Raw genomic sequence first — 25,799 nt, forward strand, 5'->3', positions numbered from 1 at the left:
GCGCCCAAAGCATCTTCCAAAACGCGGCGAAAGAGGGCTGACATCGGCCCCTGCCATCGCTATATCAAGCCCCGCCCGGCACGTCCGGGCTTTTGGCGTTCGATGGATTTGGGACATGACGGGATCGACACGATCGAGCCAGGGGCTCGATGACCGCCGCAAGCGGCTTTTGTTTCGCTGCTGGCATCGCGGCACCCGGGAGATGGACCTGATCCTCGGCCGGTTTGCCGATTCGACCATCGCCGACCTGTCCGATCAGGAGCTGGGCGAGCTCGAGCATCTGATCGAGGTGCCGGACCCCGACCTCTATGCCGCGCTGACCGGCGACAAGGTGCTGGCTGCCGAGCATCAGACCGCGCTGTTTGCCCGCATCAAGGCATTCCGGGTGGCGGATCCCAGCGCATGAAGCAGCCCATGAAATCGCCGGCCGCGATGCTCGCGCCCGGCCGGGTGCTGACCATCGCCAACGTCGCCGAGGGCGCCGAAGGGCTCGTCATCTCCGATCTGGCGCGCGCCATTGCCGCGCAGCCGAAGCGGCCGGCGGTCAGTCTCGCCGTGGTGTGCCGCGACGGCGCGCGAATGCAGCAGCTCGCCCGCGCGCTGGAGTTCTTTGCGCCCGATATCGCCGTCATGCAGGTTCCGGCCTGGGACTGCCAGCCCTATGACCGCGTCTCCCCGCATTCCGGCATTCTGGCGCAGCGGCTCACCGCGCTTGCCAAGCTGTCGCGGCTGGTCGGCTCCGACAAGCCGCTGATCGTGCTGACCACAGTGAACGCGGCCGTGCAGCGGGTGCCGGCGCGCGATCAGGTCGCGGCGCAGGCGCTGTCGGTTGCGCCCGGCAACGTGGTGCCGATGGACTCGGTCGTGGCCTGGCTTGAGCACAATGGCTACTCCCGCTCGTCCACGGTGCGCGAGCCCGGCGAATATGCCGTACGTGGCGGTATCCTCGATCTGTTTCCGGCCGGGCTCGACCAGCCGGTGCGGTTCGACTTCTTCGGCGACTCTCTGGAGTCGATCCGTACCTTCGATGCCGAGACCCAGCGCACGCTGCTCGACATGCGCGGGCTCGACCTCGTGCCGGTGTCCGAATTCCAGCTCACGACCGAAACCATCCGCCGCTTCCGCATGGGCTATGTCGCAGCGTTCGGCGCGCCGGGACGCGACGACCAGCTCTATGAAGCAGTCTCCGAGGGACGGCGCCATCCCGGCATGGAGCACTGGCTGCCGCTGTTCCAGGAGCGGATGGACACGCTGTTCGACTATCTCGACGGCGCAACGATCGCGATCGAGCCGCAGGGCGAGGACGCCGCGCGCGAGCGCTTCACGCAGATTGCCGACTACTATGACGCGCGGCGCGAGGCGCTGGAGCATCCCGGCAGCAGCGCGATCTACAAGCCGCTGCCGCCGGACAAGCTCTATCTGTCCGAGGCGGAATGGACCAGGCTGCTCGGCGAGGCACCGCTGGCCCGGCTGACGCCGTTCGCGGTGCCGGAAGGCTCGCCCGACGCGTTCGACGCCGGCGCGCGGCAGGGGCGCAATTTCGCGCCGGAGCGCGCCGACGGCAATGTCAACGTGTTCGAGGCCGTGGTCGGCCATATCGGCGCGTTGCAGTCGCAGCGCAAGAAGGTGATCGTCGCGCTGTGGAGCGAGGGTTCGCGCGACCGCATGGGCGCGATGTTGCGCGACCACAAGCTGCTCAACACGACCAGCGTCAACACCTGGCGGATCGTGCAGGCGACCCCACGCAACGAGACCATGCTGGCCGTGGTGGGCATGGAGTCCGGCTTCGAGACCGACGAATTCGCCGTCATCAGCGAGCAGGACATACTCGGCGACCGCCTGGTGCGGCCGCGCAAGGCGAGCCGCAAGCTCGACAATTTCATCTCCGAGGTGACGAGCCTTGCGACCGGCGATCTCGTGGTCCACGTCGAGCATGGCATCGGCCGCTTCGTCGGCCTGCAGACGCTGGAAGTCTCCGGCGCGCCACATGACTGTCTCGAGCTGCACTATGCGGCGGAGACCAAGCTGTTCCTGCCGGTCGAGAACATCGAGCTATTGTCGCGCTACGGCTCCGACAGCGCCAATGTCGAGCTCGATCGGCTCGGTGGCGGCGGCTGGCAGGCGCGCAAGGCGAAGCTCAAGAACCGGATCCGCGAGATCGCCGGCGAATTGATCAAGATCGCCGCCGAGCGGCAACTGCACGAGGCGCCGAAATTCCCGCTGCAGCCGCATGTCTATGACGAGTTCTGCGCGCGCTTCCCTTATGAGGAGACCGAGGATCAGTTAGGGGCCATCAATTCGACCCTGAAGGACCTCGAGATCGGCCGCCCGATGGACCGCCTGATCTGCGGCGACGTCGGCTTCGGCAAGACCGAGGTCGCATTGCGCGCGGCGTTCGCCGTGGCGCTGGAAGGTAAGCAGGTCGCGGTCGTGGTCCCGACCACGCTGCTGGCGCGGCAGCACTCCAGGACCTTCACCGAGCGCTTCCGCGGCTTCCCGGTCAACATCGCGCAGGCCTCGCGGCTGGTGTCGACCAAGGAGTTGAACCAGGTCAAGAAGGGGCTCACCGACGGCAACGTCGACATCGTCGTAGGCACCCATGCGCTCCTCGGCAAAGCCATCAAGTTCAAGGATCTCGGCCTCCTGATCGTCGACGAGGAGCAGCACTTCGGCGTCAGCCACAAGGAGCGGCTGAAGCAGCTGCGCGCCCAGGTCCATGTGCTGACGCTGTCGGCCACCCCGATTCCGCGCACGCTGCAACTGGCGCTGACCGGCGTGCGCGAACTCTCGATCATTGCCTCGCCGCCGGTCGATCGTCTTGCGGTGCGCACCTTCGTCGCGCCGCACGACCCCCTGATGATCCGCGAGGCGCTGCTGCGCGAACGCTACCGCGGCGGGCAGGCGTTCTACGTCGTGCCGCGGATCGAGGACCTCGCCGGCGTCAAGGATTTCCTCGACAAGAACGTGCCGGAGATGAAGGTCGCGGTCGCCCACGGCCAGATGCCGCCGACCGTGATCGAGGACATCATGTCCGCGTTCTACGACGGCAAATACGACATCCTGCTCTCGACCACGATCGTCGAGTCCGGTCTCGACATCCCGAACGCCAACACGCTGATCGTGCACCGCGCCGACATGTTCGGTCTCGCCCAGCTCTACCAATTGCGCGGCCGCGTGGGCCGGTCGAAGCTGCGCGCCTATGCGCTGTTCACGTTGCCGGCGCAGCAGAAGATCACGGCGCAGGCGGAGCGGCGGCTGAAGGTGTTGCAGTCGCTGGAGACGCTCGGCGCGGGTTTCCAGCTCGCCTCGCACGACCTCGACATCCGCGGCGCCGGCAATCTGCTCGGCGAGGAGCAGTCCGGCCACATCAAGGAAGTCGGCTTCGAGCTGTACCAGTCGATGCTGGAGGAGGCGATCATCAACCTCAAGGCCGGCGTCGCCGAGCCCGCCGCCGACCGCTGGTCGCCGCAGATCACGATCGGCATGCCGGTCCTGATCCCCGAGGATTACGTCAACGACCTCAGCGTGCGGCTGTCGCTCTATCGCCGCCTCGCCGATCTCGAGACCGATGACGAGATCGACAGTTTCGCCGCCGAGATGCGCGATCGCTTCGGCGTGTTGCCGGACGAGGTCCGCTACTTGTTCAAGGTCGCCGCGATCAAGGCCTACTGCCGCAGGGCCAATGTCGGGAAGGTCGATGCCGGTCCGAAGGGCGCCGTGATCGCGTTCCGCGACAACAGCTTCGCCCATCCGGAGCGGCTGGTGATGTTCATCCGCCAGCACGGCCAGGCCGCCAAGGTGCGGCCGGACATGAAGGTGGTGTTCTTCCAGGACTGGGAGACGCCGGAAGAGCGGCTCGCCGGCACCACCGAGATCCTGCGTCAGCTCGCCAATCTCGCGGAGAGCAAGAAAGCGGCCTGATGAGAGCCACCTGCGTCATTCGCATTTGCCGGTTCCAGTGGACGGCTTCCCGGCCAACTCCCCGACACGGTTGTGGCGCGCCGTCATGACTGCGATCTGATGAGGAGAGGCGGGCATGTCGCCTAACGTCAGAGTGGGGATGGGCGAGACCTCTCGAACATGAGCCGATCCCAGGACGGAAACCTGGAGGGCTGTGATCGGGAGGCCCATCACCTCATAAGTCGGCAGTTCGGCGGCCGCGACAAAATCAGCGCCCGCCAAAATGACGAGCACAACGGCGGCAACGGGCACCAGGCGCTTCATGCTGCATCTTCCTTGGTGGTCAACGGCGAATGCCTCACGCTCAAAGCTCGGCGAACCCGCCATCGACAACCATTTCCGATCCAAGCATGTAGCTGGACGCGTCGCTGGCGAGGAACAGTACCGCAGCAGCGATTTCGTCAGGTTGTCCGAGGCGTCCGATCGGAATCAGTTTGCTGGCGCCCGCGAGATAGTCGCGAAATTGCGTCTCCGTCTGCCCCGGATGTTCCGATTGGCCAACGCCGCGAAGGATCGGCGTCTCGATCAGGCCTGGACTGACCGCGTTGACGCGAATGCGGCGGCCAAGCAATTCCGCGGACAAAGTGCGGGCGAACGAGCGCACCGCCGCCTTCGACGCCGAAAGGATGGCGCGCCCCGGCACGCCGACCTGATTGAGCCAGGCCGTATTCAGAATGATCGAGCCACCCTCGCGCATCACCGGCTCGATCGCCTGGACCGAAAAGAACACCGACTTCACGTTGGTATCCATGAGGCCGTCGTACTGCGCCTCGTCGGTCGTCGCCAAAGGCGTGACATAAGCCACACCGGCGTTCGCGAAGAGGATATCGAGCGCACCGAAGGCCTGCCGCACATCCGAAGCCATCTTGCGAAGGGCGTCGCGGGATAGCACGTCGGTCTGCAGCGTCAGGACGTCGCCGCCGATGATCTGGCGTGCTCGCTCCAGGCCGTCCGGCTCACGGCCGGTCACGGCAACCCTGGCACCATTGCTGCGCAGCAGCTTCGCGGTGGCCAGGCCGATGCCCGAAGTACCACCGGTGACGAGCGCGGTCTTTCCGTTAAGCATGGAGTTCTCCTTCTTTCGCTTGCTTGAGACGATCCACCGCGTCGAGCGCATGGCTGCTGTAGACCAGGGCCGCACCGGCATTGAGATTGATGGCGACGCCCAGCGCTTCCGCGATTTCCTCGTCGCCGATGCCGAGTTTCACGGCCTGGGCGGCATGCGCGGCGATGCAGCCGTCACAGCGTGTCGTCACGGCTACCGCCAGCGCGATCAGTTCGCGCGTCCTGGCGTCAAGATGATTGGTCCTCGCACCGGCGACGCCGAGCAGCGCCGCCCCCTTCAACGTGTCGGGAGTGCGCGACCCGAGCTCCTTGAGGCGCGCATTGACATCGCTGATCTCCTGCTTCCAATCGAGCATCTGGCCTTGTCTCCGATTTATCGTGAACGATCCGCGGCTAGCGTCCGTGGCTGTGACTCATCTTGTCGTGACCGGGGACGGTGAACGTCAGGGTCACCTCCTGTCCGGGGAAGACGTTGTGGTCGGTATCGACCAGCGAGATCTTCACCTTGTGCTGACCGGCGGATAGCCCGGCTATGTCGACGGTGTTGTTGTCACTCGCATCCGCCCACCACCAGGGCAGGTCGTCGACGTTGATGTGCAAATGGCCGACGCGCGGGGATACCTGGCGGGCGCCGGCTCCGAACACTTGTGCAATGCGCAGGTTCTCCACCCGGTACTGCGCCCAGAAGACGCCTTGGGCCAGCCCCTCGGGAAGTGGTGGATCGACGATCAATTTTGGCGCGGGCTCGTTTTCGACCGCGACGTATGGTGAAGCGCCGCGGATATCCCTCGCGCTCTGGGCGAAAGCGCCGGTGGCGAGCACGGTGCCGGCCGCAACCGCAGCCGCGACAAGCGTCTTGATAGAAGTCATGGCATTGTCTCCTTTGACGAGTGCAGGAACGTGGCTTTATTGATTTTGCAAAGCGGTCGAACTAGTCGCGCCCCGCGCGCCACGGCAAGCGGCGCAATTCTTCAGCTAGAGCCTGGACTGCGGGCTCTCCGTGGCGACGTGCCCAAACGGGCAGCCAGTCTTCGTTGTTCAGGAAGAACTTCCAGTCGGTGATGACCGCGGGTCTGATCAACAGGAACGGTACAGGCGATATGAACGGTCGAAAGTGCGGGTTGTGGATCGCGGTATCGGGGTTGCCCTCGTAGAAGGGACCCATTGCCAGCCCGTCGTCCGCATAGGACGGAATGCCGATTTGATTCAGAACGCCGGCAAAGAAGTCCTTGGCCCGAGCCGCCGTCAGATCGGTGAAAACAACGACGATCGATTTGTCGTTCGCTCCGTCGCCATCGACGGGTTGAGCGGCGAGGAGCAGGCGCTTGTAGTCGTCTACGAGCTGGATGATATCCGCTGCGCTCCGGCCGGCGCTTCTCTCGGGAGCGAGCCAAAGCGTCTTCTGTTCCAAAGCCGCTGGCACAAAGGGGCAGACCGGCCCGGCGCGACCGAGATCCTTGTGGGGCCGCGCCATGAAGATCTTGATCCAGTCTCCGACCGCGCGAAGCGCTTGGCGTTCGCCTTCCGCGAGTTCTCTCGTCTTGCCGACCTCCTCAAGATCCTCGACGCGGAAGAGCTTCGTGGTCGGTGCGGCAACTAGCGTCTTGATCGGGGGCACGGCAAGGTCTCCTTTGGCGAGGGTTTCCCGGACCGGGCGCCGCAGCGATCGTGTTCGAGAGCCCGCGAAAGGTGCGACAACCCGGCATCGAAGTCTTTGACGAGACCTTGCTTTTTGCCCGGGATGAGCCTGATTATTCGCTCACGAATGCAAATGGGTTGGTCCGGAGGCCCAGATGATGTTTTGCTTCGGCGAATACGTTCTGGATACCGCGCGACGCGAACTCCGCTGCGGCTCCCAGCTTGTCGCGGTCGAGCCACAGGTGTTCGACCTGTTGGTCTACCTGCTGCAAAGTCGCGATCGCGTCGTCAGCAAGCAAGAACTGATCGATTCGGTGTGGGCGGGTCGCAGCATTTCGGATTCGACCTTTACCAGCCAGATAAACGCCGCCCGAAAGGCGATCGGTGACAACGGTGCGAGCCAGACCTTGATCAAGACCCTGCCGCGCAAAGGCATCCGGTTTGTTGGCAGCGTGGATGTTCGATCAAACGGTGCGGGCCTAGAGGAGGGCGGCGCGCCCCAGGTGCCTTCCGGCGAGCGGACTTACCCGGAACTTCCGAACAAGCCATCGATCGTCGTTATGCCATTCGAGAACCTGTCCGCCGAGAAGGGGACCGATTACCTTGCCGATGGGATCGTGGAAGCGATTACCTCTGCACTTTCGTGCGTGCGGTCATTCTTCGTCATCGCGCGCATGTCCGCCTACGCTTTCAGGGGACGCAACGCAAACGTCTGCGATATTGGCAAGGAGCTGGGTGTTGCATATTTGCTTCAGGGCAGCGTGCAGAAGGTCCGCAAGCAGCTGCGAATTACGGTGCACCTGATAGAAGCGGAGAAATGCGCTCTTGTTTGGAGCTCTCGCTTTGGCGGCGCCGTCAACGACCTATTCGACCTTCAGGACCGGATCTCGGAGCAGGTGACGGCGGCGCTGCAGCCATCGCTTCGTGTTGCCGAGATCGAGCGTTCCCGGCGGAAGCGTCCGCAGGATCTCGGTAGCTACGATTACACGATGAGGGCGATGCCTCATGTCTGGGCGCTTGAAAGGGACGAAAATTTCAAGGCCGTCGGCCTGCTCGAAATGGCGATTGCCGCAGATCCAGACTATGCCGTGGCACTATCGCTTGCTGGCTGGTGTCACGCGCAGCGCCTCGTTTACAATTGGGTAGAGAACATCACCGAAAGCCAGGACAAGGCGCTGTCCTTCGCGGGGCGGGCTGCGGAGCTGAGCAGGGACGACCCTATGGTTCTGGCAATTCTGGGGGCCGTACATTCCTTGGTGCGCAATCATGGAACCGCTCGTGCGCTGCTTGAGCGGGCGTTGGCGCTCGATCCGAATGCGGCATGGGCATGGAGTCGGTTCGGTTGGCTGGAAAACTATGTCGGTCATCCACAGAATGCGATCGCCAATTTCGAACGTGCACTGCGCCTCAGCCCGCTCGATCCGACAAATTTCAATAACTACGTCGGAATGGGGTCGGCAAATGAGATCATGCAGAACTACGACCAAGCCGCGGGTTTATTCCAGCGCGCATTAGAGGAGCGACCGAATGCGACGTGGATTTATCGGCACCTCGCGTCGTCTCTGGGTGGCGCAGGACGACACGAAGATGCGCGCCGCGCCTTCGCGCAGATGATCGAGATATTTCCGGACCTCACGATCACCAAGTTCAAGGAAGCCATGCGCTTTCCTCAAGCAGCTGTCGATCGCATGGCAGAAAACCTCAAGCGGCTGGGGCTTCGCGAATAGCCAGCGTCCCGGACGTCGCGGCGGCCTTCTGTGTGTGGCGCATCACACTTGCCAAACGTCAGCGAACGACGTGTGCCAGCCGGCGCCTTCATGCGGCGAGCTATGTTCATCTCTCGGCGCGACCGAGCGGCGCGAATGATCGTATTGGATCAGGGGTTTTTGACTGGCATCGGCTTTGCCGGTATGATTTGCGTCTCAAATCGGCTTCAGCCGGTACTGCAAGTCGCAAGCAAGCACGATGCATAAATTACATGGCCGGTTGCTTCTCGTCGGGCTTTGGTTTGCATTGACCGTTCTGCCGTTGGAAGCCCTGGCCGGCACGCGTCTCGCGCTGGTGCTCGGCAACAGCCACTATCAAGCCGTTCCCGTCCTCGGTAATCCCGCCAATGACGCAGCCGATGTTGCTACGGCTTTGCGCAGCATCGGCTTTGACGTGATCGAACAGCGCGATGGGACCCGCGACGCCATGGCCAACGCGGTGCGCGATTTTTCCAAGCGCCTGAGCGGTGCCGACGTCGCGTTGTTTTTCTACGCAGGTCACGGCCTGCAGATGAACGGTGAAAACTATCTGGTCCCGGTCGACGCGAAAATCGAAACGCCTGCCGATGTGCGTTTCAACACGATGAACCTGACCGACATCCAACAGGAGATGGAGGGGGCGGGGCGCGCCAACATCATCATTCTCGACGCCTGCCGCAACAATCCCTTTCTCGAAAAGCTCGCGCGCAGCGCCCGTGCTGCGCCTACTCGCGGGCTCGGCCGCATCGACGCGACCGGGCAGGGTTCGCTGATCGTCTATTCAACGCAACCGAACAATGTTGCTCTCGACGGCTCCGGGCGGAATTCGCCATTCACCGCCGCGCTGCTGAAACATATCGCGACACCCGGGATCGAAGTGCGTCAGATGCTTTCCAGGGTTCGCGGAGATGTGCTCGCGGCGACCAGTCAGCAGCAGACACCTTGGGACAGTTCCTCTCTGGTCGGCGACGTCTATCTGGCGGCCGCGCCGCCCCCGGTCGTCACTGCCTCGCCGCCCTCGATGCCGCTGCAACCGGCTGCTCCATCCCAAGTCGCGGCACCGGTGGCCGCTGTCGCGGCGCAGACGCCAGCTGCCGCCGGCAGTCCGGACGGCGAATGCGAGCGCGCCGCCGCGCCGGCGCCGCCATTCGCCAGCCCTGAACAATTGAAAATCGCGAACACGCATGATTACGCCGCCGCGATCCCGATCTGCGAAGCCGCGGTGCGTGCCAATCCCGATCAGCCACGTCTCGAGTTTTTGCTCGGCCTTGCCTACGGCGGAACGAAAAACTATCTGGCGGCGCAACGCTATCTGACCAAGGCCGCCGATGCCGGCTACGCGCCGGCGCAAGGCAAGCTCGGGATGTATTTTGCGACCGGGCGCGGGGTCGTCGAAGACATGCCGCGGGCCTTCGAGCTCTTCAGTAAGGCGGCCGCCGCGGGGCAGCCGGACGCGATCAGCAATCTCGGCGCGATGTATTCCAATGGCTATTTCGTCAAGAAAGACGAGGCAAGGGCGCTCGAGCTCTATCAGAAGGCGATCGAGGCGGGCAATCCGTTCGCGCTCGCCCAGACCGGCCTGATGTATTTCTACGGCAAGGGTACGCCGCGCGACTACGAGACGGCCGCGCAATATTTTCAGCAGGCAGCCGATCTCAACGACGGCTTTTCACTCAAATACCTTGCCGTCATGCAGGAACGCGGATTGCTCGGCGCGCGTGATCCGGCCAAGGCGGCCGAACTGCGGCGCCGGGCGGTTCAGGTCGACCCGGAGAGCCAGGACCCCAAGGTGCCGCGAGAGCTGGACGCGACGACGGTCCGGCCGCGACGCTCGTCCGGCGTCCATTACGTGCGAATCTACCGCTATCGATTCGTCGGCTGCGCCTGGACTTGGTGTTGAGGGGCGTGAACCCAGATCGCGATGCATGACGGTGCGGATGAATCATTTCATTCCAGAAACATTTGCTCTGACCTGGAGGGACAGGCCCAGCTCACCGAGAGCGAGTCGACATGTGAGGCGCGGCACGCCAGTTCCAGAATGTGAACAACGGGCGAGAAACATTGAACTTTCGCGACTTGGACCTTGACGGCCCTTGGGCGACTTGTAAGCTGGATCGTGTTTTTAGTTCAGATTGCGATTTATAATTTTGGATGACGTAGCAAATTGAATCTGGTTCGCGTCCCGCCAGCATTTCAACTGCTTTCCAAAACCCAGCGATCAAGACCCCGCGCCAAGTGAGTTGGTGAGGGCTGGATGGCGTTTGCCTCCTCGGCTGTCGGCGGCCCATCGGCCAGACTCGGCCGCAGAGGCGAATTGCCGGACATATTTTTGGATTTTGAGATCAGTTTTTTGGGGAGGGGTCTATGGGTGTGAATGTTGCCAGCGGCAGCACCGTTTCTGTCTCCGATACGCAAAGCGGCAACACAGTCCAGTACGGCGGCACGCTCTACGTGCTGAACGGCGGCTATATCAGCGACACCGTAAATGCCGGGAGCGTCGTTGTTTCCTCCGGCGCTACGGATATCGGCGACACGACTTCCAGTGGTTCTTCCAATAGTGCCGGGCAGATTTATGTTCTTGGCACACTCGTCAACGCCGTGGTCAACGGTGGTGGAGGTGTGGTTCTCGGCACCACTCCGTCAAACGCAACCGGAACTGGAACGGCGATTGGAACGACCATCAACAGCGGCATAATGGCCGTTTACAGTGGCTCGACCGCAAGCAACACCACGGTCGGCAGCGGCGGGATTAGACTATTCAACGGCTCAACCATCAACACCACCCTCAGTGGCGGCAGCGAACAAATGTGGGGCGGCACCACGATCAGCACCTTGATCGAGAACGGAGGATACGAGTACGTCTCCGATACATACAACAACAACTTCGTAGGCAGCGCACTCGCGTCCAACACCACGATCCAAAGCAGTTCCGAACAGATCGTCGGATTTCTTGGGGGCGGCGTTGCAACCAACACGACAATCGCGGGCGGAACGCAGTGGATCGGCTATGCCGCCTTCGGAAGCGCCGGTCATGGTGTCGCAAGCAATACCACCATCACCAGCGGTGGAATCCAGCTTGTTGCGCCATATAATTATATTGCAACAGGCACAGCCGTCAACACGACGGTCACCGGCAGCGGCAGCATCCAATACGTCGGCAGTGGCCAATACAGCGGAAGCGCAACGGCGATCTCCACCACGCTGATCGCGGGCGGTGAACAGATCGTGTGGGGCGGCGGCCCGTACAGCCCCATTGCCAGCAGCACGGTGATCAGTTCCGGCGGTGCCGAGATCGTTTCATCCGGCGGCATCGCCAGGACCACGGTGATCAGCGCCGGCGGCACCGAGACCGTTATGGCGGGCGGCATCGCCAGCAGCACAGTGATCAGCTCCGGTGGCACCGAAGTCGTTTCGTCCGGCGGCACCGCAAGCGGCATCACGGTCAATAGCGGGGGCACCTTGATTGTGATTGCCGGCGCCACTGTCACGGGCTTGACCAACAACGGCGGCACGGTGATGAGCCAAAGCTCCCCGGTGACCGTGAGCAGCGGATCGTCCTACACCGTTTCGAGCGGCCAGACCGACACCGGTGACACCGTGCTCAATGGCGGTTCGATGTTCGTTGCCTCCGGCGGGACTGCTGTCAGCACCACCGTCAGCAGCGGCGGGCTTCTGACCGTCAGCAACGGCGGCAGCGACACCGGCACGACTGTTTCTTCCGGCGGCACCGAAGCGGTCGCGGGCAGCGATGCCAATGCGGTTGTTGCGAGCGGCGCGACGATGTTTGTCAGCAGCGGCGGCAGCGCCAGCGGAACGCTCGTCTCCGGGGGAACGCTCGACGTGCTGGCTGGCGGATTTGCCACCGGGACGACGGTCTCGGTGGGCGGCACTCTGAATGTCACGGGGACCACATCCAACACGGTCTTGGTGTTGAGCGGTGGCATCGAGAACGTCGCGTCCGGCGGCGTCATCCAGGGCACCATCAGCGGCACGGCCGGTACGGGCACGTTCGTCGCAGCCGGTGCGACGCTCAACGTTCTGGCCGGAGGCTCGGCCAGCATGATCAACGTGTCCGGCACGCTCAACGTGCGGGGCAAGATCACCAGCAATGTCACCATTCAAAGCGGCGGCCACGAAATCGTCTCTGCGGGTGGCTCCGTCACCGGCGTCACTGGTTCGGGGACCGCAATTTCGGGCGTGGTCGACGTTCTCTCCGGAGCTTCGTTCGAATATGCGACCGTCTTCAGTGGCGGTGACCTGAATGTCTCGTCCGGCGCGACGGCGGACCATATCTCCGTCTCGAGCGGCGGCATCTTCAACGTCGGCGGCACGGTCCTGAGCAACGTCGCGGTCTTTGCCGGCGGCATCGAGAACGTGTTCTCCGGAGGTGTGGTTACCGGCGTGACCGGCTCCGGAACCGGCATTTCGGGCGGCACGGTCAACGTGTCGTCGGGAGGCGCGATCGACCACACGACCGTCATCAGTGGCGGCGTGTTGAACGTTCTGTCCGGGGCGACCGCCAACCATGTCGCCGTCTCCAGCGGCGGCGCGTTCAATGTGGCCGGCGCCGTGACCAGCAACGTGGCGGTGTTTGCCGGCGGCAAGGAAGTCGTTTCCTCCGGCGGCTCCACGGGGCCGGTGTCGATCTCCGGCGGCGTGGTCGAGTTGCAGGCGGGAAGCGTCGCGAGCGGCGGCATCACCTTCAGCGGATCCGGCGGGCAGCTCAAGATCGACGGCACGTCTTTGGCTGGCACCACCGTCAGCGGGCTGGTGCTGGGCGACAGCATCGATCTCGCAGGCCTCGGTTTCGTGTCCGGCGGGTCGGCGACCTTGCTTCCGGGCAATGTCCTGCATGTCACGGAGGGGGCTTCCTCGTTCGATGTGCAGCTTGATGCGACGCCTGGCGTGCGGTTCAGCGTCAGCACCGATTCCGGCAGCGGCACGCTGGTCACGACGCGCGCCGATATCGCACCGGTCACGTCAGCTGCCAACGTAACGGCAATCCTCGGCGAGAGTTCGGTGCTGGCCTCCAGCCTGTTCTCCGTCTCGGACGCGGATGGCGATACCATCACCCAATATGCGTTCTGGGATACGCAAGGTAACGGACACTGGACGATCAACGGCGCCACCCAGCCCACCAACGCCGAGATCGATGTTACGGCGGCGAACCTGTCGCAGGTGAGCTACGTGTTCGGTCCAAGCGGCACCGCCGATACGCTGTTCGTTCGGGCCAATGACGGTACGGTCTGGGGCGGCTGGACCCAATTCACCGCAACCGCTTTTGTGGACACTCCACCGACCGTGCATGCCGCCAATGTCGCAGCTGTGCACGGCGAAACGTCGGTTGCCGCATCAAGTCTCTTCACGGTGACCGATCCGGACGGGCAAACGATGACCCAGTTCGCGTTCTGGGACACCGGCGGCAACGGCCACTGGGTGGTGAATGGTGTTACCGAGCTGCCCAACACCGAGATCGACGTGTCGGCGGCGAACCTGTCGCAAGTGAGCTATGTGTTCGGGCCGACAGGGTCGACGCCCGACACGCTTTACGTAAGAGCGAACGACGGAATGCTGTGGGGCGCCTGGACGGCGTTCACCGCAACACCGGGGCCGGATGCGGCGCCGGTGGTGACGGCGCCGAACGTGACGGCAACCCATGGAGAGGCATCGGCGCTCGCCACGAGCCTGTTCTCGACGACGGACGCCGACCACGACACGATCACCCAGTACGCGTTCTGGGACACCGGCGGCAACGGCCACTGGGTGGTCAATGGCGTCGCCCAGTTAGCCAACACCGAGATCGACGTGTCGGCGGCGAACCTGTCGCAGGTCAGCTACGTGTTCGGACCAACCGGCTCGACGCCGGATACGCTGTACGTCAGGGCCAACGACGGCTACCTGTGGGGGTCCTGGACGGCGTTCACGGCAACGCCGGGGCCGGATGCGGCGCCGGTGGTGACGGCGCAGAACGTGACCGCCAATCACGGCGAGACGTCGGCTCTCGCCTCGAGCCTGTTCTCGGTCTCCGATGCCGAGAATGATACGATGACCCAGTATGCTTTCTGGGACACCGGCGGCAGCGGCCACTGGGTGGTGAACGGTGTCGCCCAGGCCGCCAATGTCGAGATCGATGTTTCCGCAGCGAACCTGTCGCAGGTCAGCTACGTGTTCGGCCCCGGCGGCTCGACACCGGATACGCTCTACGTGCGGGCCAACGACGGACAGAAGTGGAGCACCTGGACTGCGTTCACGGCATCGCCGGGGATAGATGATCCTCCGGTGGTGACGGCGCAGAACGTGACCGCCAATCACGGGCAGTTCTCGGCTCTCGCCTCGAGTCTGTTCTCGGTGTCGGACCCTGAGAACGATGCGATCACCCAGTACGCGTTCTGGGACACCGGCGGCAGCGGGCACTGGATGGTGAATGGCGTCGCCCAGGCCGCCAATGTCGAGATCGACGTTGCCGCGGCGAACCTCTCGCAGGTCAGCTACGTGTTCGGTCCCGGCGGCTCGGCGCCCGATACGCTTTACGTGCGGGCGAAGGACGCCGGATCGCCGTGGAGCAGCTGGGCCGCGTTCACGGCATCACCGGGGCCCGACACGGCTCCGGTCGTGACGGCACCGAACGTGACCGCGGTTCATGGCGAGGCGTCGACGCTCGCCTCGAGCCTGTTCTCGGTCACCGACGCCGAGAACGATCCGATCACCCAGTATGCGTTCTGGGACACCGGCGGCAACGGCCACTGGGTGGTGAATGGCGTCGCCCAGGGCGCCAATGTCGAGATCGACGTTGCCGCGACGAACCTCACGCAGGTCAGCTACGTGTTCGGCCCCGGCAACTCGACGCCCGATACGCTCTGGGTGAAGGCCAATGACGGCAGCATGTGGAGCGCCTGGAAGAGCTTCACGGCAACGCCGGGGCCCGACACGGCTCCGGTCGTGACGGCACCGAACGTGACCGCGGTTCATGGCGAGGCGTCGACGCTCGCCTCGAGCCTGTTCTCGGTCACCGACGCCGAGAACGATCCGATCACCCAGTATGCGTTCTGGGACACCGGCGGCAACGGCCACTGGGTGGTGAATGGCGTCGCCCAGGCCGCCAACGTCGAGATCGATGTTGCCGCGGCGAACCTTTCGCAGGTCAGCTACGTGTTCGGGCCCGGCAACTCGACGCCCGATACGCTCTGGGTGAAGGCCAATGACGGCAGCATGTGGAGCGCCTGGCAGAGCTTCACGGCAACACCGGGGCCCGACACGGCTCCGGTCGTGGCCGCATCGAACGTCAGTGGAATTCACGATCATTCGGTGGCGGTCTCGACCTTGTTCTCGACCACGGATGCCGAGAACGATCCGATCACCCAGTACGCGTTCTGGGACACCGGCGGCAATGGCCACTTTGTGGTGAATGGTGTCGCCCAGGCGACCAACGCCGAGATCGATGTTGCCGCGGCGAATCTCTCGCAGGTCAGCTACGTGTTCGGCCCCGGCGGCTCGACACCGGATACGCTCTGGGTGAAAGCCAATGACGGCAGCATGTGGAGCGCCTGGCAGAGCTTCACGGCCACTGCAACTAACCAGGCGCCGACGGTCGCGGTCTCCAACGTCGTGACGGTCTCGGGGCAGACCTTTGCTGCTGCGAACCTCGTCGCCGCGACGGACGCCGATGGCGATGCCATCACGAAATATGCGCTGTGGGATTCCAACACCAACGGGCATTGGAGCGTCAACGGAGCTGTGCAGGCCGCGAATACAGAGATCGACATCACGGCGGCGCAACTTTCCCTGACGACCTATCAGGCAGGCTCGGGCACGGACCAACTCTGGATCCGTGCGTATGACGGCATCGCGTGGGGAACCTGGCTGCCCTTCAACGTGACGGGCGAGAACTCCACCAGTGCCACCATCGCAGCGGGCGCCACCCTGGAACTGACCGGGGCGTCGGGCGCCACCGTCGCATTCCAGGGCTCAACCGGGACGCTGAAGCTCGACAGTTCCGCGAGCTTTAGCGGAACCGTCGCCGGGATGACCGGCTCGGACGCGATCGACTTCGCGAACATCAATTTCGCGAGCGTTCACACGCCGAGCTTCAGCGGAGACTCATCGCACGGAACGCTCACGGTGACGGACGGCACCGTCACGGCGAGCATTGCGTTGCTGGGCAACTACATGGCCTCGACCTTCACGACCTCGAGCGATGGCCATGGCGGGACCCTGGTTGTCGATCCGCCGGCGACGCAGGTCAGCCAGCTTGCGCAGCCACAGCATGCGTGAGGCTTGAGGATGAGGCATGCGGAGCCACCGAGACAAGGCGGCCTCGCCCGGCGGCGAAACCCGCGCAGCGATCGCAGCTACTGACAAGCGGCATAGAGCTTGTTTACGACGCCGCGCGCTCCGCCGCTCCGAACAGGCGCCCGAGCAGCGACATCGCAGAATCGCCCGGCATCAGCGTTGCGACGCTGACGGCGGGCTCGGCCCTGCTGTCGCGGCGGCCGTTCTGGGTGTGGCGCATCACGCTCGCCAATCGCCGCGTGATTGCCTGGGCGTTGCGCAGGTCGGTCCCGGCAAACGCCACGACGAGCGACCGGTCGTCGTGCACGGCGCCGAAATCGGCCTGGCGCATCAGCCGGCTGATGATCCGCGCGCCGTCGAATTGCGCACGTGGCTGCGTGTTGTCGAAGGTGAACCGCGCCACCGAGAGCGCGCCGCCGCGCTCGGCGGTCTGGTAGACGGCGGTCGCGAAGTCGCGCTCGAACGCGGCCTTGGTGAGCAGGCCGGTGCGGGGATCGATCAGGCCCTTGGCGTCGATCGCCTTGAGCATGCGGCCGAGCCGCGCCTCGAAGGCGTGCTGCCGGATCATCGGCAACACCATGTCGCCGACGCGTGTCGGCCCGGCCGTGACGATCTCGAGATTGGGCAGCTCGTAACGCGGCGTCAGCTCGCCGGAGGCGACGATCACGGGCAACGGACGGAAGCGAACATCCTCGGTCAGCACCGTCAGGAACGCATCCATCACCCGTGGGGTGAAGCCCTCGGCCAGCACGATGCCGTCGATGTCACGGTTGGAGAGATGCTTTGCGGCCGCCTCGATGCTCAGCGCGCCGACCACGCCGGCGCGTTCGCCGAGCGCGACCGACAGGGCCGGGTAGGCGCCGCCGCGGCCGATCAGGAGCGCGGTGGCCTCGCCGACCGGATCGATATCGGACATTGCGATCGGCGCCGGCGGCACCAGGCGGCGCATCACGGTCGCATGCAGGGCGCGAACGCGTAAGGACGCGTTGAGCCGGGCGACCAGGCGATCCGGCATGCCCTTGTGCTGGAAGAACGCGATCACGGTGTCGGGCAGGGTGGTCGCGGGATCGACCGCGATCAGCGGCAGATAGGGCGCGCGGGCGGCCGCGCGCTTGGCGAGGCCCGACAGGGTGACGAAGTCGACGCCCTCGGCAGCCGCGATGATCGCGGCCGGCTTGACCTGCTCGATGGCGCGTCCGACTTCGTGCCAGTCGGTGACCACGACCGGAAACAGCTTCGTCTCATCGAGGACCGCGGCAAACGGCGGCTTTGCCGACGCCGATACGATGAGGACCGGACCTTGTTGAGACATTCGAACGCTCGAAACCAATGCTTAAGATCAGCAAACGGCTTCGATGCTAGTGGGCATGGCTTAATGCGGCGTCAACACAATGCTAAGACTAACGCAATGATAAGATTTTAAGGCGTTCCGGTGCCGCTGCGGTCGCGAAATGCTTCGACCATCAACGGGTTAAGCCCAAGTTCTGTGAGGGCGTCGCGGGCCCGCGCATTGTCCTGGGCCCGTCCGGCCAGCCGGTGACCACTCAGGCGGTCGGGCAGCGCCGTCAACAATGCGCCCTGGCCGAGACGGCGCGACCACTCTTGCAGCTCCTGGGCAAGGAAGCGGTAGCCGCCGACCGTCATGACCCCCGACGGCGGGGCGGTGATGTTGACGGCGCCGGTCGCGCGGTCGACCCGCGCGGCATATTCGGTGTCGACGTAATCACGCGGCGGCGGCGCAATCAGACTGTCGCCCGGGGGCGGCGGCGGCGCATAGGCGGCGACCGGCACCATGGGGCCGCGCAGGCCGAGCGTGCCCTTCGGGGTCAGCAGGATTTCGCCGGCGATCGATGCGCCGGGAGCCTCACGCGGCGCGCTATGCGGGCCGGGCTTGATCGGGGCCGGCGATCCATCCTCGGCGTTGCGGCGGGCGCCGAACAGCCCGGCCTCGCCGAACAGATAGACGTCGGTCATGCTCACCCGCCGCGAGGTCCAGTGCGCACTGGAGGCAACCTGCTCCGGCGTCCGCCAGAGGCCGATCGCGTTGCGCAGGGTGGGCAGGCGCTCCGACAGGCCGCACACGTCGAGCCGCAGCGCGAGCTGCGCCGGCGCGATCAGCGTGTCGCAGCTGTGATCGTTGAACTGGGTTTCGAACGCTTCCTCGTCGAACGGGTGATGCATGACGAGCGTTCCGCCCGACAGCAGCCAGCTCACCAGCGACGAACAGATGCCGGCAAACGACATCGGCGCGAATGCCGACATGATGGTCGCGCCCTGTGCCAGGTCGCTCTCCAGCGACATCGCGAGCCCGCCGGCAATCAGGCCGAAATGCGCGCGCGGCACCGGACGAAAACCCTCGCCGGTGACGTCGAAGGAGATCAGCGCCGGCTTGCGGCCGTCCTGGATCATCGGGCGCGCGGTCCGGGAGTCCTGCAGGATCGCGTCGTCGAGCGACGCCATGCCTTCGGGCAGATCGGTGCCGAACCCGCAGACATGGCGGATCGAAAAGGCTTCCGCCGCGGCGTTCATGGCGATGTCGGCGTAGGAGACGCCGTCGATCCTGCCGCAGGTGACGATCGCCCGCGCCGCGGTGCGGTTGAGCACGGACGTCAGCTCGGCTTGCCGCCACAATAGCGGCAACGGCGCCACCACGAGGCCGACCCGATAGGCGGCGAGCACGGTCAGGGCGAATTCGATCGTCGAGGGAAGCTGAACCGCGATCACGGTATTGGCCGGCAATCCGCTCTCGACGAAGTGGGCGGCGATCGCCGAGATCGCGCGGTCGGCCTGAGCATAGGTCAGGCGCTTGCGGGTCTGTCCGGTGATGCGCTGCTTGTTGATCGGGTCGACCAGCGCCAGCGCCTCGGGTTGCCGCGCCAAGCTGCGCTTGAACAGCGTATCGAGCGTGGGCGAGGTGATCGACTGGTTCACAGGTTCAACGTCGGTTGCATCGCTTCGATCAGACCGGTCCATGCCGCGTCGGGTCGCAAATCACTTGGTAGCTCAACTTGGCAGCTCAATTGGATTGCGCGCCGGGCTTCTGCCACCAGGTCTCCGGCAGGTAGCCCGTCAACGCCGTGGCCGAAGGTCGTTCTATCCGATTCCAGCGCGCGATCCATTGCTCTCCCAAGTTAAATAGGGGGATAGCGTAGAAGCCTGACATCAGGGCCCGGTCCAGCGCCCGCACCGCCGAGACGAAGGCCGGCCGCTCCCGCGCCGCGAGCAGCGCGGCGATCGCGGCGTCGATGGCCGGATCCTTGGCGCCCATGTAGTTGCGGGTGCCCGGCACGTCGGCGGCCTGGCTGCCCCAGTAGAACCACTGCTCGTTGCCCGGCGACAGCGACTGGTCCCAGCGAATGGGGATCATGTCGAAGTCATAGGCGACCCGGCGCTGCTCGAACTGCACCGCGTCGACCACCCGGACCGCGGCGTCGATGCCGGCCCGCTTCAGGTCGCGCTGATAGGCGAGGGCGATCCGCTCATGCTCGCGTGTCGTCACCAGGATCTCGATCCGGAGCGGCGTCCCGGTCGAGCGCTGCTTCAACACCGTGCCGTCGAGCGCGTAGCCGGCATCCGACAGCAGCTTGAGCGCGTCGCGAAGGATGGTGCGGTCGCGGCCTGAGCCGTCGGTCTCGGGGAGGCGATAGCGGCCATCGAGAATATCGGGCGCAATATGCGACAGATACGGCTTGAGCAGATCGCGCTCGCGGTCATCGGCCGGGCGGCCATAGGCCGACAAATCCGAGCCGGCGAAATAGCCGCCGGCGCGCGAATAGAGTCCAAAATAGTAATTGCGGTTGATCCAATCGAAATCGAATAGCATCAGCAGCGCCTGGCGCACCCTGACGTCGGCAAACTTCGGTCGCCTGGTGTTGAACACCAGGAATTCGGACGGATCGGGCGTACCGATCTTGATGGTGTCGCGGATCACGTCGCCGTTGTTCGCGGCGGGGAAGTCGTAGCCGTCATGCCAGCGCAGCGGCTCGGGCTCGGTCCTGAAGTCATAGAGGCCGCGCTTGAACGCCTCGAACTGGCCGTTGGCGTCGCGATAGTAATCGAGCCTGATCTCGTCGAAATTCCAGAGCCCGCGGTTCACCGGCAGGTCGCGCCCCCAGTAATCCGGATTGCGGGTGAAGGTCACGCTGCTGCCGGGCTTGACCGCCGTCACGCGGTACGGGCCGGAGCCGATCGGCGGCGCCAGAGTCGTCTCTTCAAACTTGGAGACGTCGGTGGCATGGCGCGGCAGGATCGGCATCAGGCCGAGGATCAGCGGCAATTCGCGGTCCGCAACGCCGCCGAAATCGAACCGCACCGTGAGCGGGTCGAGCACCTCGGCCTTTGCGACTTTCGAATAATACTGGTGATGCAGCGGACGGCCGTGATCGCGCAGCAGGTCGAGCGAGAACACGACGTCGTCGGCCGTGACCTCGTGCCCGTCGGAGAAGCGCGCGCGAGGATCGAGGCGGAATGTCACATAGCTTCTGGCATCGTCGGTCTCGACGCTGCGGGCGAGCAGGCCGTACAGCGTGAAGGGCTCGTCATTGTTCCGCACCAACAGGCTTTCGTAGACATAGCCGCGTTCATAGGCGTAGCCCCGGAGCTGCTGCACGGCGAGACCCCTGACGATCAGGGGATTGAGGCTGTCGAAAGTGCCTTCCCGGGGGCTCAGGACCAGACGGCCGCCTTTGGGGGCGTCAGGATTGGCGTAGGGCAGATGGCTAAAGTCGGCAGGCAGCGCGGGCGCGTCATGCATCGCGATGGCGTGGCTCTCGGTGGCGGCCGCAGGGGCAAGCGCGGTCGTCAGCAAACCCAGGGCCGATGTCAGCACGAGCCAGATGGCAGCCAATGCGGCGCGCCAAACGTGACCGGGAACACGTGCATGAGGCGCCGGATTTGATTCGCGAAACGTCACATCGGGAGGTTTATCACAGGCCGCTGAAACTCGCCGTCACAGGTGCGCAAATGCGCTTGTCGGCATTGATCTTTCCGCGCGCCGCTGTATTGAAGGCGTGCAATTCGAGGGCGGGAACGCCTGTCACGTATCCGCCTCAATTGACTAGGAGACAGCCGCCCAAACGGCTATGTGTCGGCGCCTGCAGCGGTTTCGGGCGCTGCCGTTCAGAAAGGGTTTTCCGCAATGAATTTCCGTATCTTGGCCGCCCCGGTCCGGCCGCATGGGCGAATTGTTGCCCTGATGGCGGCGACGGCATTCTCTGCAGCGCTCCTGGTTCCTGCCGCTTGGGCCCAGCAGCCGGCAGCGCCGGCGCCCGCGGCACCGAAGGCAGCGCCCAAGGCGGCACCCAAGGCAGCTCCGAAGGCGCCGGCTCCGGCAGCCCAGCCGGCGCCCCAGGCACAGGCACCGGCCGCAGGTCAGGCGCCTGCCGCGGCCGGCCAGCAGCCGCCCCAGGATCAGCAGATCCAGCTGATCTACGCCCCCTGGACCAAGTTCTGCCTGAAGGGCCAGGAAGCCAACGCCAAGCAGGTTTGCTTCACCGGCAAGGACGGCCGCATCGAGTCGGGCCAGCCGGTGATTGCCGCCGTGATCATCGAGCCGGAAGGCGAGCCGAAGAAGATCCTGCGCGTCACGCTGCCGCTCGGCATGCAGCTCGTTCACGGCACCCGCATCATCGTCGACGGCAACCCGCCGCAGCAGGCGCCCTATGTGATCTGCTTCCAGAACGGTTGCATGTCCGACTATGAAGCAACCCCCGAGCTGATCGCCAACATGAAGAAGGGCCAGAACCTCGTGGTCCAGGCGATCAACTCGAACGGCGCGCCGCTGACGCTGCCGCTGCCGCTCAACACCGAATTCGCCAAGGCCTATGACGGCCCGCCGACCGATCCGAAGGTGTTCGAGGAAAACTCGAAGAAGCTGCAGGAAGAGTTGCAGAAGCGCGCTGAAGAGCAGCGCAAGAAGCTGGAAGGCGCGGGCGGTGGTGCGGCGCCGGCTCCGGCCAATCCGGCAGCCAAGTAACAACGTCGATCACGCGTTCAAGAAATCGCGAGATCGTCGCAAAGCAAAAGGCGCCCGCAAGGGCGCCTTTTTTGTCATGCGAAACCGACTGGCTGATGGCAGCCTGCCGCGCTGGTGATCGCGCCGATCGTGTGCGATGGTCGCTCAAGGCAAATCGATCGCGCCAAGCCGCATCGTCGTTGCCTTGTCCGGACAAGTCCGGCGTCGAAGCACAATCATAAATCCGTCATGGGAGGCCAGACGAAAGCGCGGCACGCGCGCCTTCGATGCGCAAATGCGCGCGTGGTTCGCTGCGAACCCTGGCCGCTGTGCGGACGCGTGATGGCGCGATGCGACTGGACTTTGCCTGGGTCGCAAGCCCGTCAGCCAATCATGGAAGGCTCCCAATGTCCCAGCGAGTCAACACGCAGCGGCGGGAACCGCTCTCCCGGCCTTCGGAGCCGCCGACCGGGCGTGCTTCGGCCGATGCCGGCGGGCGTCTCAACCAGGACAACGTCCCCGGGAGCTTTCATCCGGGCATCGTTCATCTCGCGCTGGCGATGGGCGGGTTCGCGATCGGCATCGCCGAATTCGCGACCATGAGCCTGCTGCCGTTCTTCGCCCACGACCTGCACATCAGTGAGCCCCAGGCCGGCCACGCGATCAGCGCCTACGCGCTCGGCGTCGTGGTGGGCGCGCCTGTGATCGCCGTGCTGTCGGCGCGCATGGCGCGACGGACGCTGCTGATCGCGCTGATGGGCTTCTTTGCGCTGATGAACGGCCTGTCCGGGCTCGCGCCGGACTATCACACCATGCTGGTGCTGCGCTTCCTCGCCGGGCTGCCGCACGGCGCCTATTTCGGCATCGCCATGCTGGTCGCCGCATCGCTGGTCCCGACGGACAAACGCACCGCGGCCGTCGGCCGCGTGCTGCTCGGCCTCACCATTGCGACGACGATCGGCGTGCCGCTCGCCAACGGCGTGGGGCAGGCGATCGGCTGGCGCTGGGCGTTCGCGATCGTTGCTGGCCTCGCGCTCCTGACCGCCATCCTGGTCCTGATCTTCGCCCCGCGTGACGTCGCCGACAGCAAGGCGAGCCCGTTGCGCGAGCTCTCGGCGCTCGGGCGCAAGCATGTCTGGCTGACGCTTGCGATCGGCGCCATCGGTTTCGGCGGGCTGTTCTCGGTCTACACTTATCTGGCGTCGACCATGCTGGCGGTGACGCACACCTCGCCCGCGCTGGTGCCCGTCACGCTATGCGTGTTCGGCGCCGGCCTCACCGCCGGCAACATCATCGTGCCGCGCTTTGCCGACCGCGCGCTGATGGCAACTGCGGGCGGCCTGCTGCTGTGGTCGGCGGCGACGCTGGCGCTGTATCCGCTGGCGGCGACGAATTTCTGGACGCTGAGCGCCGACGTGTTCCTGATCGGGCTGGGCGGCGCGCTCGCCACCGTGTTGCAGACCCGGCTGATGGATGTCGCGGGCGAAGCGCAGAGCCTCGCCGCCGCGCTCAACCATTCCGCCTTCAACGTCGCCAATGCGCTGGGACCGTGGCTCGGCGGAATGGCCGTCGCAGCCGGCTACGGCTGGACCTCGACCGGTCTCGTTGGCGCCGGACTGGCGCTGGCGGGTTTTGCAGTCTGGGCGATTGCCGCGGCGCTGGCCGCGCGTGAAGGGGTATGAGCAGGCTGCAAGCAGCGCTGTCGTGTCCGTCGCCGGACAGGCGCCGCGCGTCAGTTCAGCGACGGGTTGCGCGGACGGTAGCCGCCCGATTTGTCCTTCACGAAGATCTCCGCCACCTGCGAGTGCCGGATCGGTTCGCCGGAATCGTCGGGCAGCAGGTTCTGCTCGGACACATAGGCGACGTACTCGGTCTCCGAGTTCTCCGCGAGCAGATGATAGAACGGCTGGTCCTTGTGCGGCCGCATCTCCTCGGGGATCGACAGCCACCACTCCTCGGTGTTGTTGAACTCCGGGTCGATATCAAAAATCACGCCCCGGAAGGAGAACACCCGGTGACGGACGATCTGCCCGATCTGAAACTTGGCGGTGCGCGCTTTGATCATGGTTCGTCGATAGACCAACATTGTGGCCGATGCTAGGGGCTAAGCCTCGAATTAACCCACGGTTTACCGATTCCAGCCCTGCAAAAACGACCCGAAATCCGGCCGAGAAACTACTTTCAGAATGATCGATATCCTCAATCTGGCGTTGCCGTATTTCGGCTTGATCTTCATCGGCTACGCATGCGGAAAAGCCAAGGGTTTGCCCGAGAGCGGGCTCGCCTGGATGAATTTCTTCCTGCTTTACGTTTCGTTGCCGGCGCTGCTGTTCGGGATCATGTCGAAGACGCCGTTCGCCGAGCTGAACAACCCGCCATTCCTGATCGCCACCACGCTCGGAACCGTGATCGCGTTCTTCCTGGCGATGGTTGCTGGCAAACTGATCGGCGGGCTGTCGCTGCGCGAGGCGACGCTGGCGGGCCTGTCGGGCGCCTACGGCAATATCGGCTACATGGGGCCTGGCCTCGCGCTCGCCGTGCTCGGCACCAAGGCGGCAGCGCCGACCGCGCTGATCTTCTGCTGCGACAGCATCTTCCTGTTCTCGATCGTGCCGCTCCTGATCGAGCTCACCGACCGCGACCATCCCTCGCTGCTGCATGCGTTGGGGGTGGTGCTGCGGCAGATCGTGCAGAACCCGCTGATCATGTCGGCGGTGTTCGGGGCGCTGGTCGCCGCGTTTCACATCCCGATCCCGGTCGCGCTCGACCGCACCATCCAGTTCCTGCAGAACGCCGCCGCGCCGACGGCGCTGTTCGTGCTCGGCATCACCGTGGCGCTGCGGCCGTTCGAGCGGGTGCCGTGGGAGGTGCCGGGCGTGGTCGCGATCAAGCTTCTGATCCATCCGCTGCTGGCCTTCGGACTGATGCTGCTGTTCGGTCCGTTCGCGCAGCCCTGGGCTGCGACCGCGGTGTTGATGGCCTCGCTGCCGCCGGCGCTCAACGTGTTCGTGATCGCGCGGCAGAACGACACCTGGATCGAGCCGGCATCGGTCGCGGTGCTGATCGGCACCTTCGCCTCGGTGGTCACGCTGACCAGCGTGATGTGGTTCATCCAGAGCGGACGCTTGGTGTTTCCGTAAGACGCGTAG

17 protein-coding genes are annotated in these 25,799 nt (G+C 64.7%); 8 read left to right on the forward strand and 9 right to left on the reverse strand.

Annotated elements, in window-relative coordinates; genetic code table 11:
• Nucleotides 1-115 precede the first annotated feature (115 nt).
• Nucleotides 116-406, forward strand: a complete 291-nt coding sequence (locus ACOIX3_RS20120; protein WP_194454353.1) for a succinate dehydrogenase assembly factor 2 — start codon at nucleotides 116-118, stop codon at nucleotides 404-406.
• Entirely contained in the window at nucleotides 403-3,921 is a 3,519-nt protein-coding gene (gene mfd, locus ACOIX3_RS20125; protein WP_420971548.1) for a transcription-repair coupling factor, read from the forward strand. Before ACOIX3_RS20120 ends, mfd begins: the two co-directional genes overlap by 4 nt.
• A gap of 15 nt (nucleotides 3,922-3,936) precedes the next feature.
• Here the strand turns inward: mfd and ACOIX3_RS20130 are convergent, their stop codons facing one another.
• The 5 genes from ACOIX3_RS20130 to ACOIX3_RS20150 form a co-directional block, all read right to left on the reverse strand.
• Nucleotides 3,937-4,224: a hypothetical protein gene (locus ACOIX3_RS20130; protein ID WP_420971549.1), complete on the reverse strand. Its 288-nt coding sequence runs from the start codon at nucleotides 4,222-4,224 to the stop codon at nucleotides 3,937-3,939.
• A 40-nt stretch (nucleotides 4,225-4,264) separates the two neighbouring features.
• Nucleotides 4,265-5,026, reverse strand: a complete 762-nt coding sequence (locus ACOIX3_RS20135; protein ID WP_420971550.1) for an SDR family oxidoreductase — start codon at nucleotides 5,024-5,026, stop codon at nucleotides 4,265-4,267.
• On the reverse strand, nucleotides 5,019-5,381 hold the full coding sequence (locus ACOIX3_RS20140; RefSeq protein ID WP_420971551.1) for a carboxymuconolactone decarboxylase family protein: 363 nt from the start codon (nucleotides 5,379-5,381) through the stop codon (nucleotides 5,019-5,021). Before ACOIX3_RS20140 ends, ACOIX3_RS20135 begins: the two co-directional genes overlap by 8 nt.
• Before the next feature lie 37 nt (nucleotides 5,382-5,418).
• A complete protein-coding gene (locus ACOIX3_RS20145; RefSeq protein WP_420971552.1) occupies nucleotides 5,419-5,895 on the reverse strand; it encodes a DUF6130 family protein in 477 nt (158 codons plus the stop codon).
• Between the two features lie 61 nt (nucleotides 5,896-5,956).
• Nucleotides 5,957-6,643 carry a DUF6875 domain-containing protein gene (locus ACOIX3_RS20150; RefSeq protein WP_420971553.1) on the reverse strand — a complete coding sequence of 229 codons (687 nt, stop codon included), beginning with the start codon at nucleotides 6,641-6,643 and terminating at the stop codon, nucleotides 5,957-5,959.
• A gap of 175 nt (nucleotides 6,644-6,818) precedes the next feature.
• Between ACOIX3_RS20150 and ACOIX3_RS20155 the strand changes: the two genes are divergently transcribed.
• From ACOIX3_RS20155 to ACOIX3_RS20165, 3 genes are all read left to right on the forward strand, one after another.
• Nucleotides 6,819-8,390, forward strand: a complete 1,572-nt coding sequence (locus ACOIX3_RS20155) for a winged helix-turn-helix domain-containing tetratricopeptide repeat protein (RefSeq protein WP_420971554.1) — start codon at nucleotides 6,819-6,821, stop codon at nucleotides 8,388-8,390.
• Nucleotides 8,391-8,649: 259 nt separating this feature from the next.
• Nucleotides 8,650-10,308: a caspase family protein gene (locus tag ACOIX3_RS20160; protein WP_420971555.1), complete on the forward strand. Its 1,659-nt coding sequence runs from the start codon at nucleotides 8,650-8,652 to the stop codon at nucleotides 10,306-10,308.
• A 464-nt stretch (nucleotides 10,309-10,772) separates the two neighbouring features.
• Complete coding sequence (locus tag ACOIX3_RS20165; RefSeq protein WP_420971556.1) at nucleotides 10,773-16,679, forward strand: AIDA repeat-containing protein; 5,907 nt, start codon at nucleotides 10,773-10,775, stop codon at nucleotides 16,677-16,679.
• A 103-nt stretch (nucleotides 16,680-16,782) separates the two neighbouring features.
• On the opposite strand, the gene ACOIX3_RS20170 is transcribed toward ACOIX3_RS20165, so the two are convergent.
• The 3 genes from ACOIX3_RS20170 to ACOIX3_RS20180 form a co-directional block, all read right to left on the reverse strand.
• On the reverse strand, nucleotides 16,783-18,009 hold the full coding sequence (locus ACOIX3_RS20170) for a GGDEF domain-containing protein (RefSeq protein WP_420971557.1): 1,227 nt from the start codon (nucleotides 18,007-18,009) through the stop codon (nucleotides 16,783-16,785).
• Nucleotides 18,010-18,116: 107 nt separating this feature from the next.
• The gene (locus ACOIX3_RS20175; RefSeq protein WP_420971558.1) at nucleotides 18,117-19,628 is read right to left on the reverse strand and encodes an AMP-binding protein; all 1,512 of its coding nucleotides are present in this window, start codon (nucleotides 19,626-19,628) and stop codon (nucleotides 18,117-18,119) included.
• Nucleotides 19,629-19,713: 85 nt separating this feature from the next.
• Nucleotides 19,714-21,450 carry an extracellular solute-binding protein gene (locus tag ACOIX3_RS20180; protein ID WP_420971762.1) on the reverse strand — a complete coding sequence of 579 codons (1,737 nt, stop codon included), beginning with the start codon at nucleotides 21,448-21,450 and terminating at the stop codon, nucleotides 19,714-19,716.
• A 384-nt stretch (nucleotides 21,451-21,834) separates the two neighbouring features.
• On the opposite strand from ACOIX3_RS20180, the gene ACOIX3_RS20185 reads away from it, so the two are divergent.
• Nucleotides 21,835-22,671: an invasion associated locus B family protein gene (locus tag ACOIX3_RS20185; RefSeq protein ID WP_420971559.1), complete on the forward strand. Its 837-nt coding sequence runs from the start codon at nucleotides 21,835-21,837 to the stop codon at nucleotides 22,669-22,671.
• A gap of 386 nt (nucleotides 22,672-23,057) precedes the next feature.
• Nucleotides 23,058-24,332, forward strand: coding sequence for an MFS transporter (locus tag ACOIX3_RS20190; protein WP_420971560.1), 1,275 nt, complete (start codon nucleotides 23,058-23,060; stop codon nucleotides 24,330-24,332).
• Nucleotides 24,333-24,382: 50 nt separating this feature from the next.
• Here the strand turns inward: ACOIX3_RS20190 and hspQ are convergent, their stop codons facing one another.
• Nucleotides 24,383-24,715, reverse strand: a complete 333-nt coding sequence (gene hspQ / locus ACOIX3_RS20195) for a heat shock protein HspQ (RefSeq protein WP_229169915.1) — start codon at nucleotides 24,713-24,715, stop codon at nucleotides 24,383-24,385.
• A 121-nt stretch (nucleotides 24,716-24,836) separates the two neighbouring features.
• On the opposite strand from hspQ, the gene ACOIX3_RS20200 reads away from it, so the two are divergent.
• Nucleotides 24,837-25,790 (forward strand): AEC family transporter, encoded by a 954-nt coding sequence (locus ACOIX3_RS20200; RefSeq protein WP_420971561.1) that lies wholly within the window; start codon nucleotides 24,837-24,839, stop codon nucleotides 25,788-25,790.
• Nucleotides 25,791-25,799 lie beyond the last annotated feature (9 nt).

This window comes from Bradyrhizobium sp. B120, assembly GCF_049075665.1.
Taxonomy (GTDB): Bacteria; Pseudomonadota; Alphaproteobacteria; order Rhizobiales; family Xanthobacteraceae; genus Bradyrhizobium.

Coding starts and splice junctions, on each gene's coding strand:
- ACOIX3_RS20120 (WP_194454353.1), top strand. CDS start 116: ATGACGGGATCGACACGATCGAGCCAGGGGCTCGATGACCGCCGCAAG.
- mfd (WP_420971548.1), top strand. CDS start 403: ATGAAGCAGCCCATGAAATCGCCGGCCGCGATGCTCGCGCCCGGCCGG.
- ACOIX3_RS20130 (WP_420971549.1), bottom strand. CDS start 4,224: ATGAAGCGCCTGGTGCCCGTTGCCGCCGTTGTGCTCGTCATTTTGGCG.
- ACOIX3_RS20135 (WP_420971550.1), bottom strand. CDS start 5,026: ATGCTTAACGGAAAGACCGCGCTCGTCACCGGTGGTACTTCGGGCATC.
- ACOIX3_RS20140 (WP_420971551.1), bottom strand. CDS start 5,381: ATGCTCGATTGGAAGCAGGAGATCAGCGATGTCAATGCGCGCCTCAAG.
- ACOIX3_RS20145 (WP_420971552.1), bottom strand. CDS start 5,895: ATGACTTCTATCAAGACGCTTGTCGCGGCTGCGGTTGCGGCCGGCACC.
- ACOIX3_RS20155 (WP_420971554.1), top strand. CDS start 6,819: ATGATGTTTTGCTTCGGCGAATACGTTCTGGATACCGCGCGACGCGAA.
- ACOIX3_RS20165 (WP_420971556.1), top strand. CDS start 10,773: ATGGGTGTGAATGTTGCCAGCGGCAGCACCGTTTCTGTCTCCGATACG.
- ACOIX3_RS20170 (WP_420971557.1), bottom strand. CDS start 18,009: ATGTCTCAACAAGGTCCGGTCCTCATCGTATCGGCGTCGGCAAAGCCG.
- ACOIX3_RS20180 (WP_420971762.1), bottom strand. CDS start 21,450: ATGCATGACGCGCCCGCGCTGCCTGCCGACTTTAGCCATCTGCCCTAC.
- ACOIX3_RS20185 (WP_420971559.1), top strand. CDS start 21,835: ATGAATTTCCGTATCTTGGCCGCCCCGGTCCGGCCGCATGGGCGAATT.
- ACOIX3_RS20190 (WP_420971560.1), top strand. CDS start 23,058: ATGTCCCAGCGAGTCAACACGCAGCGGCGGGAACCGCTCTCCCGGCCT.
- hspQ (WP_229169915.1), bottom strand. CDS start 24,715: ATGATCAAAGCGCGCACCGCCAAGTTTCAGATCGGGCAGATCGTCCGT.
- ACOIX3_RS20200 (WP_420971561.1), top strand. CDS start 24,837: ATGATCGATATCCTCAATCTGGCGTTGCCGTATTTCGGCTTGATCTTC.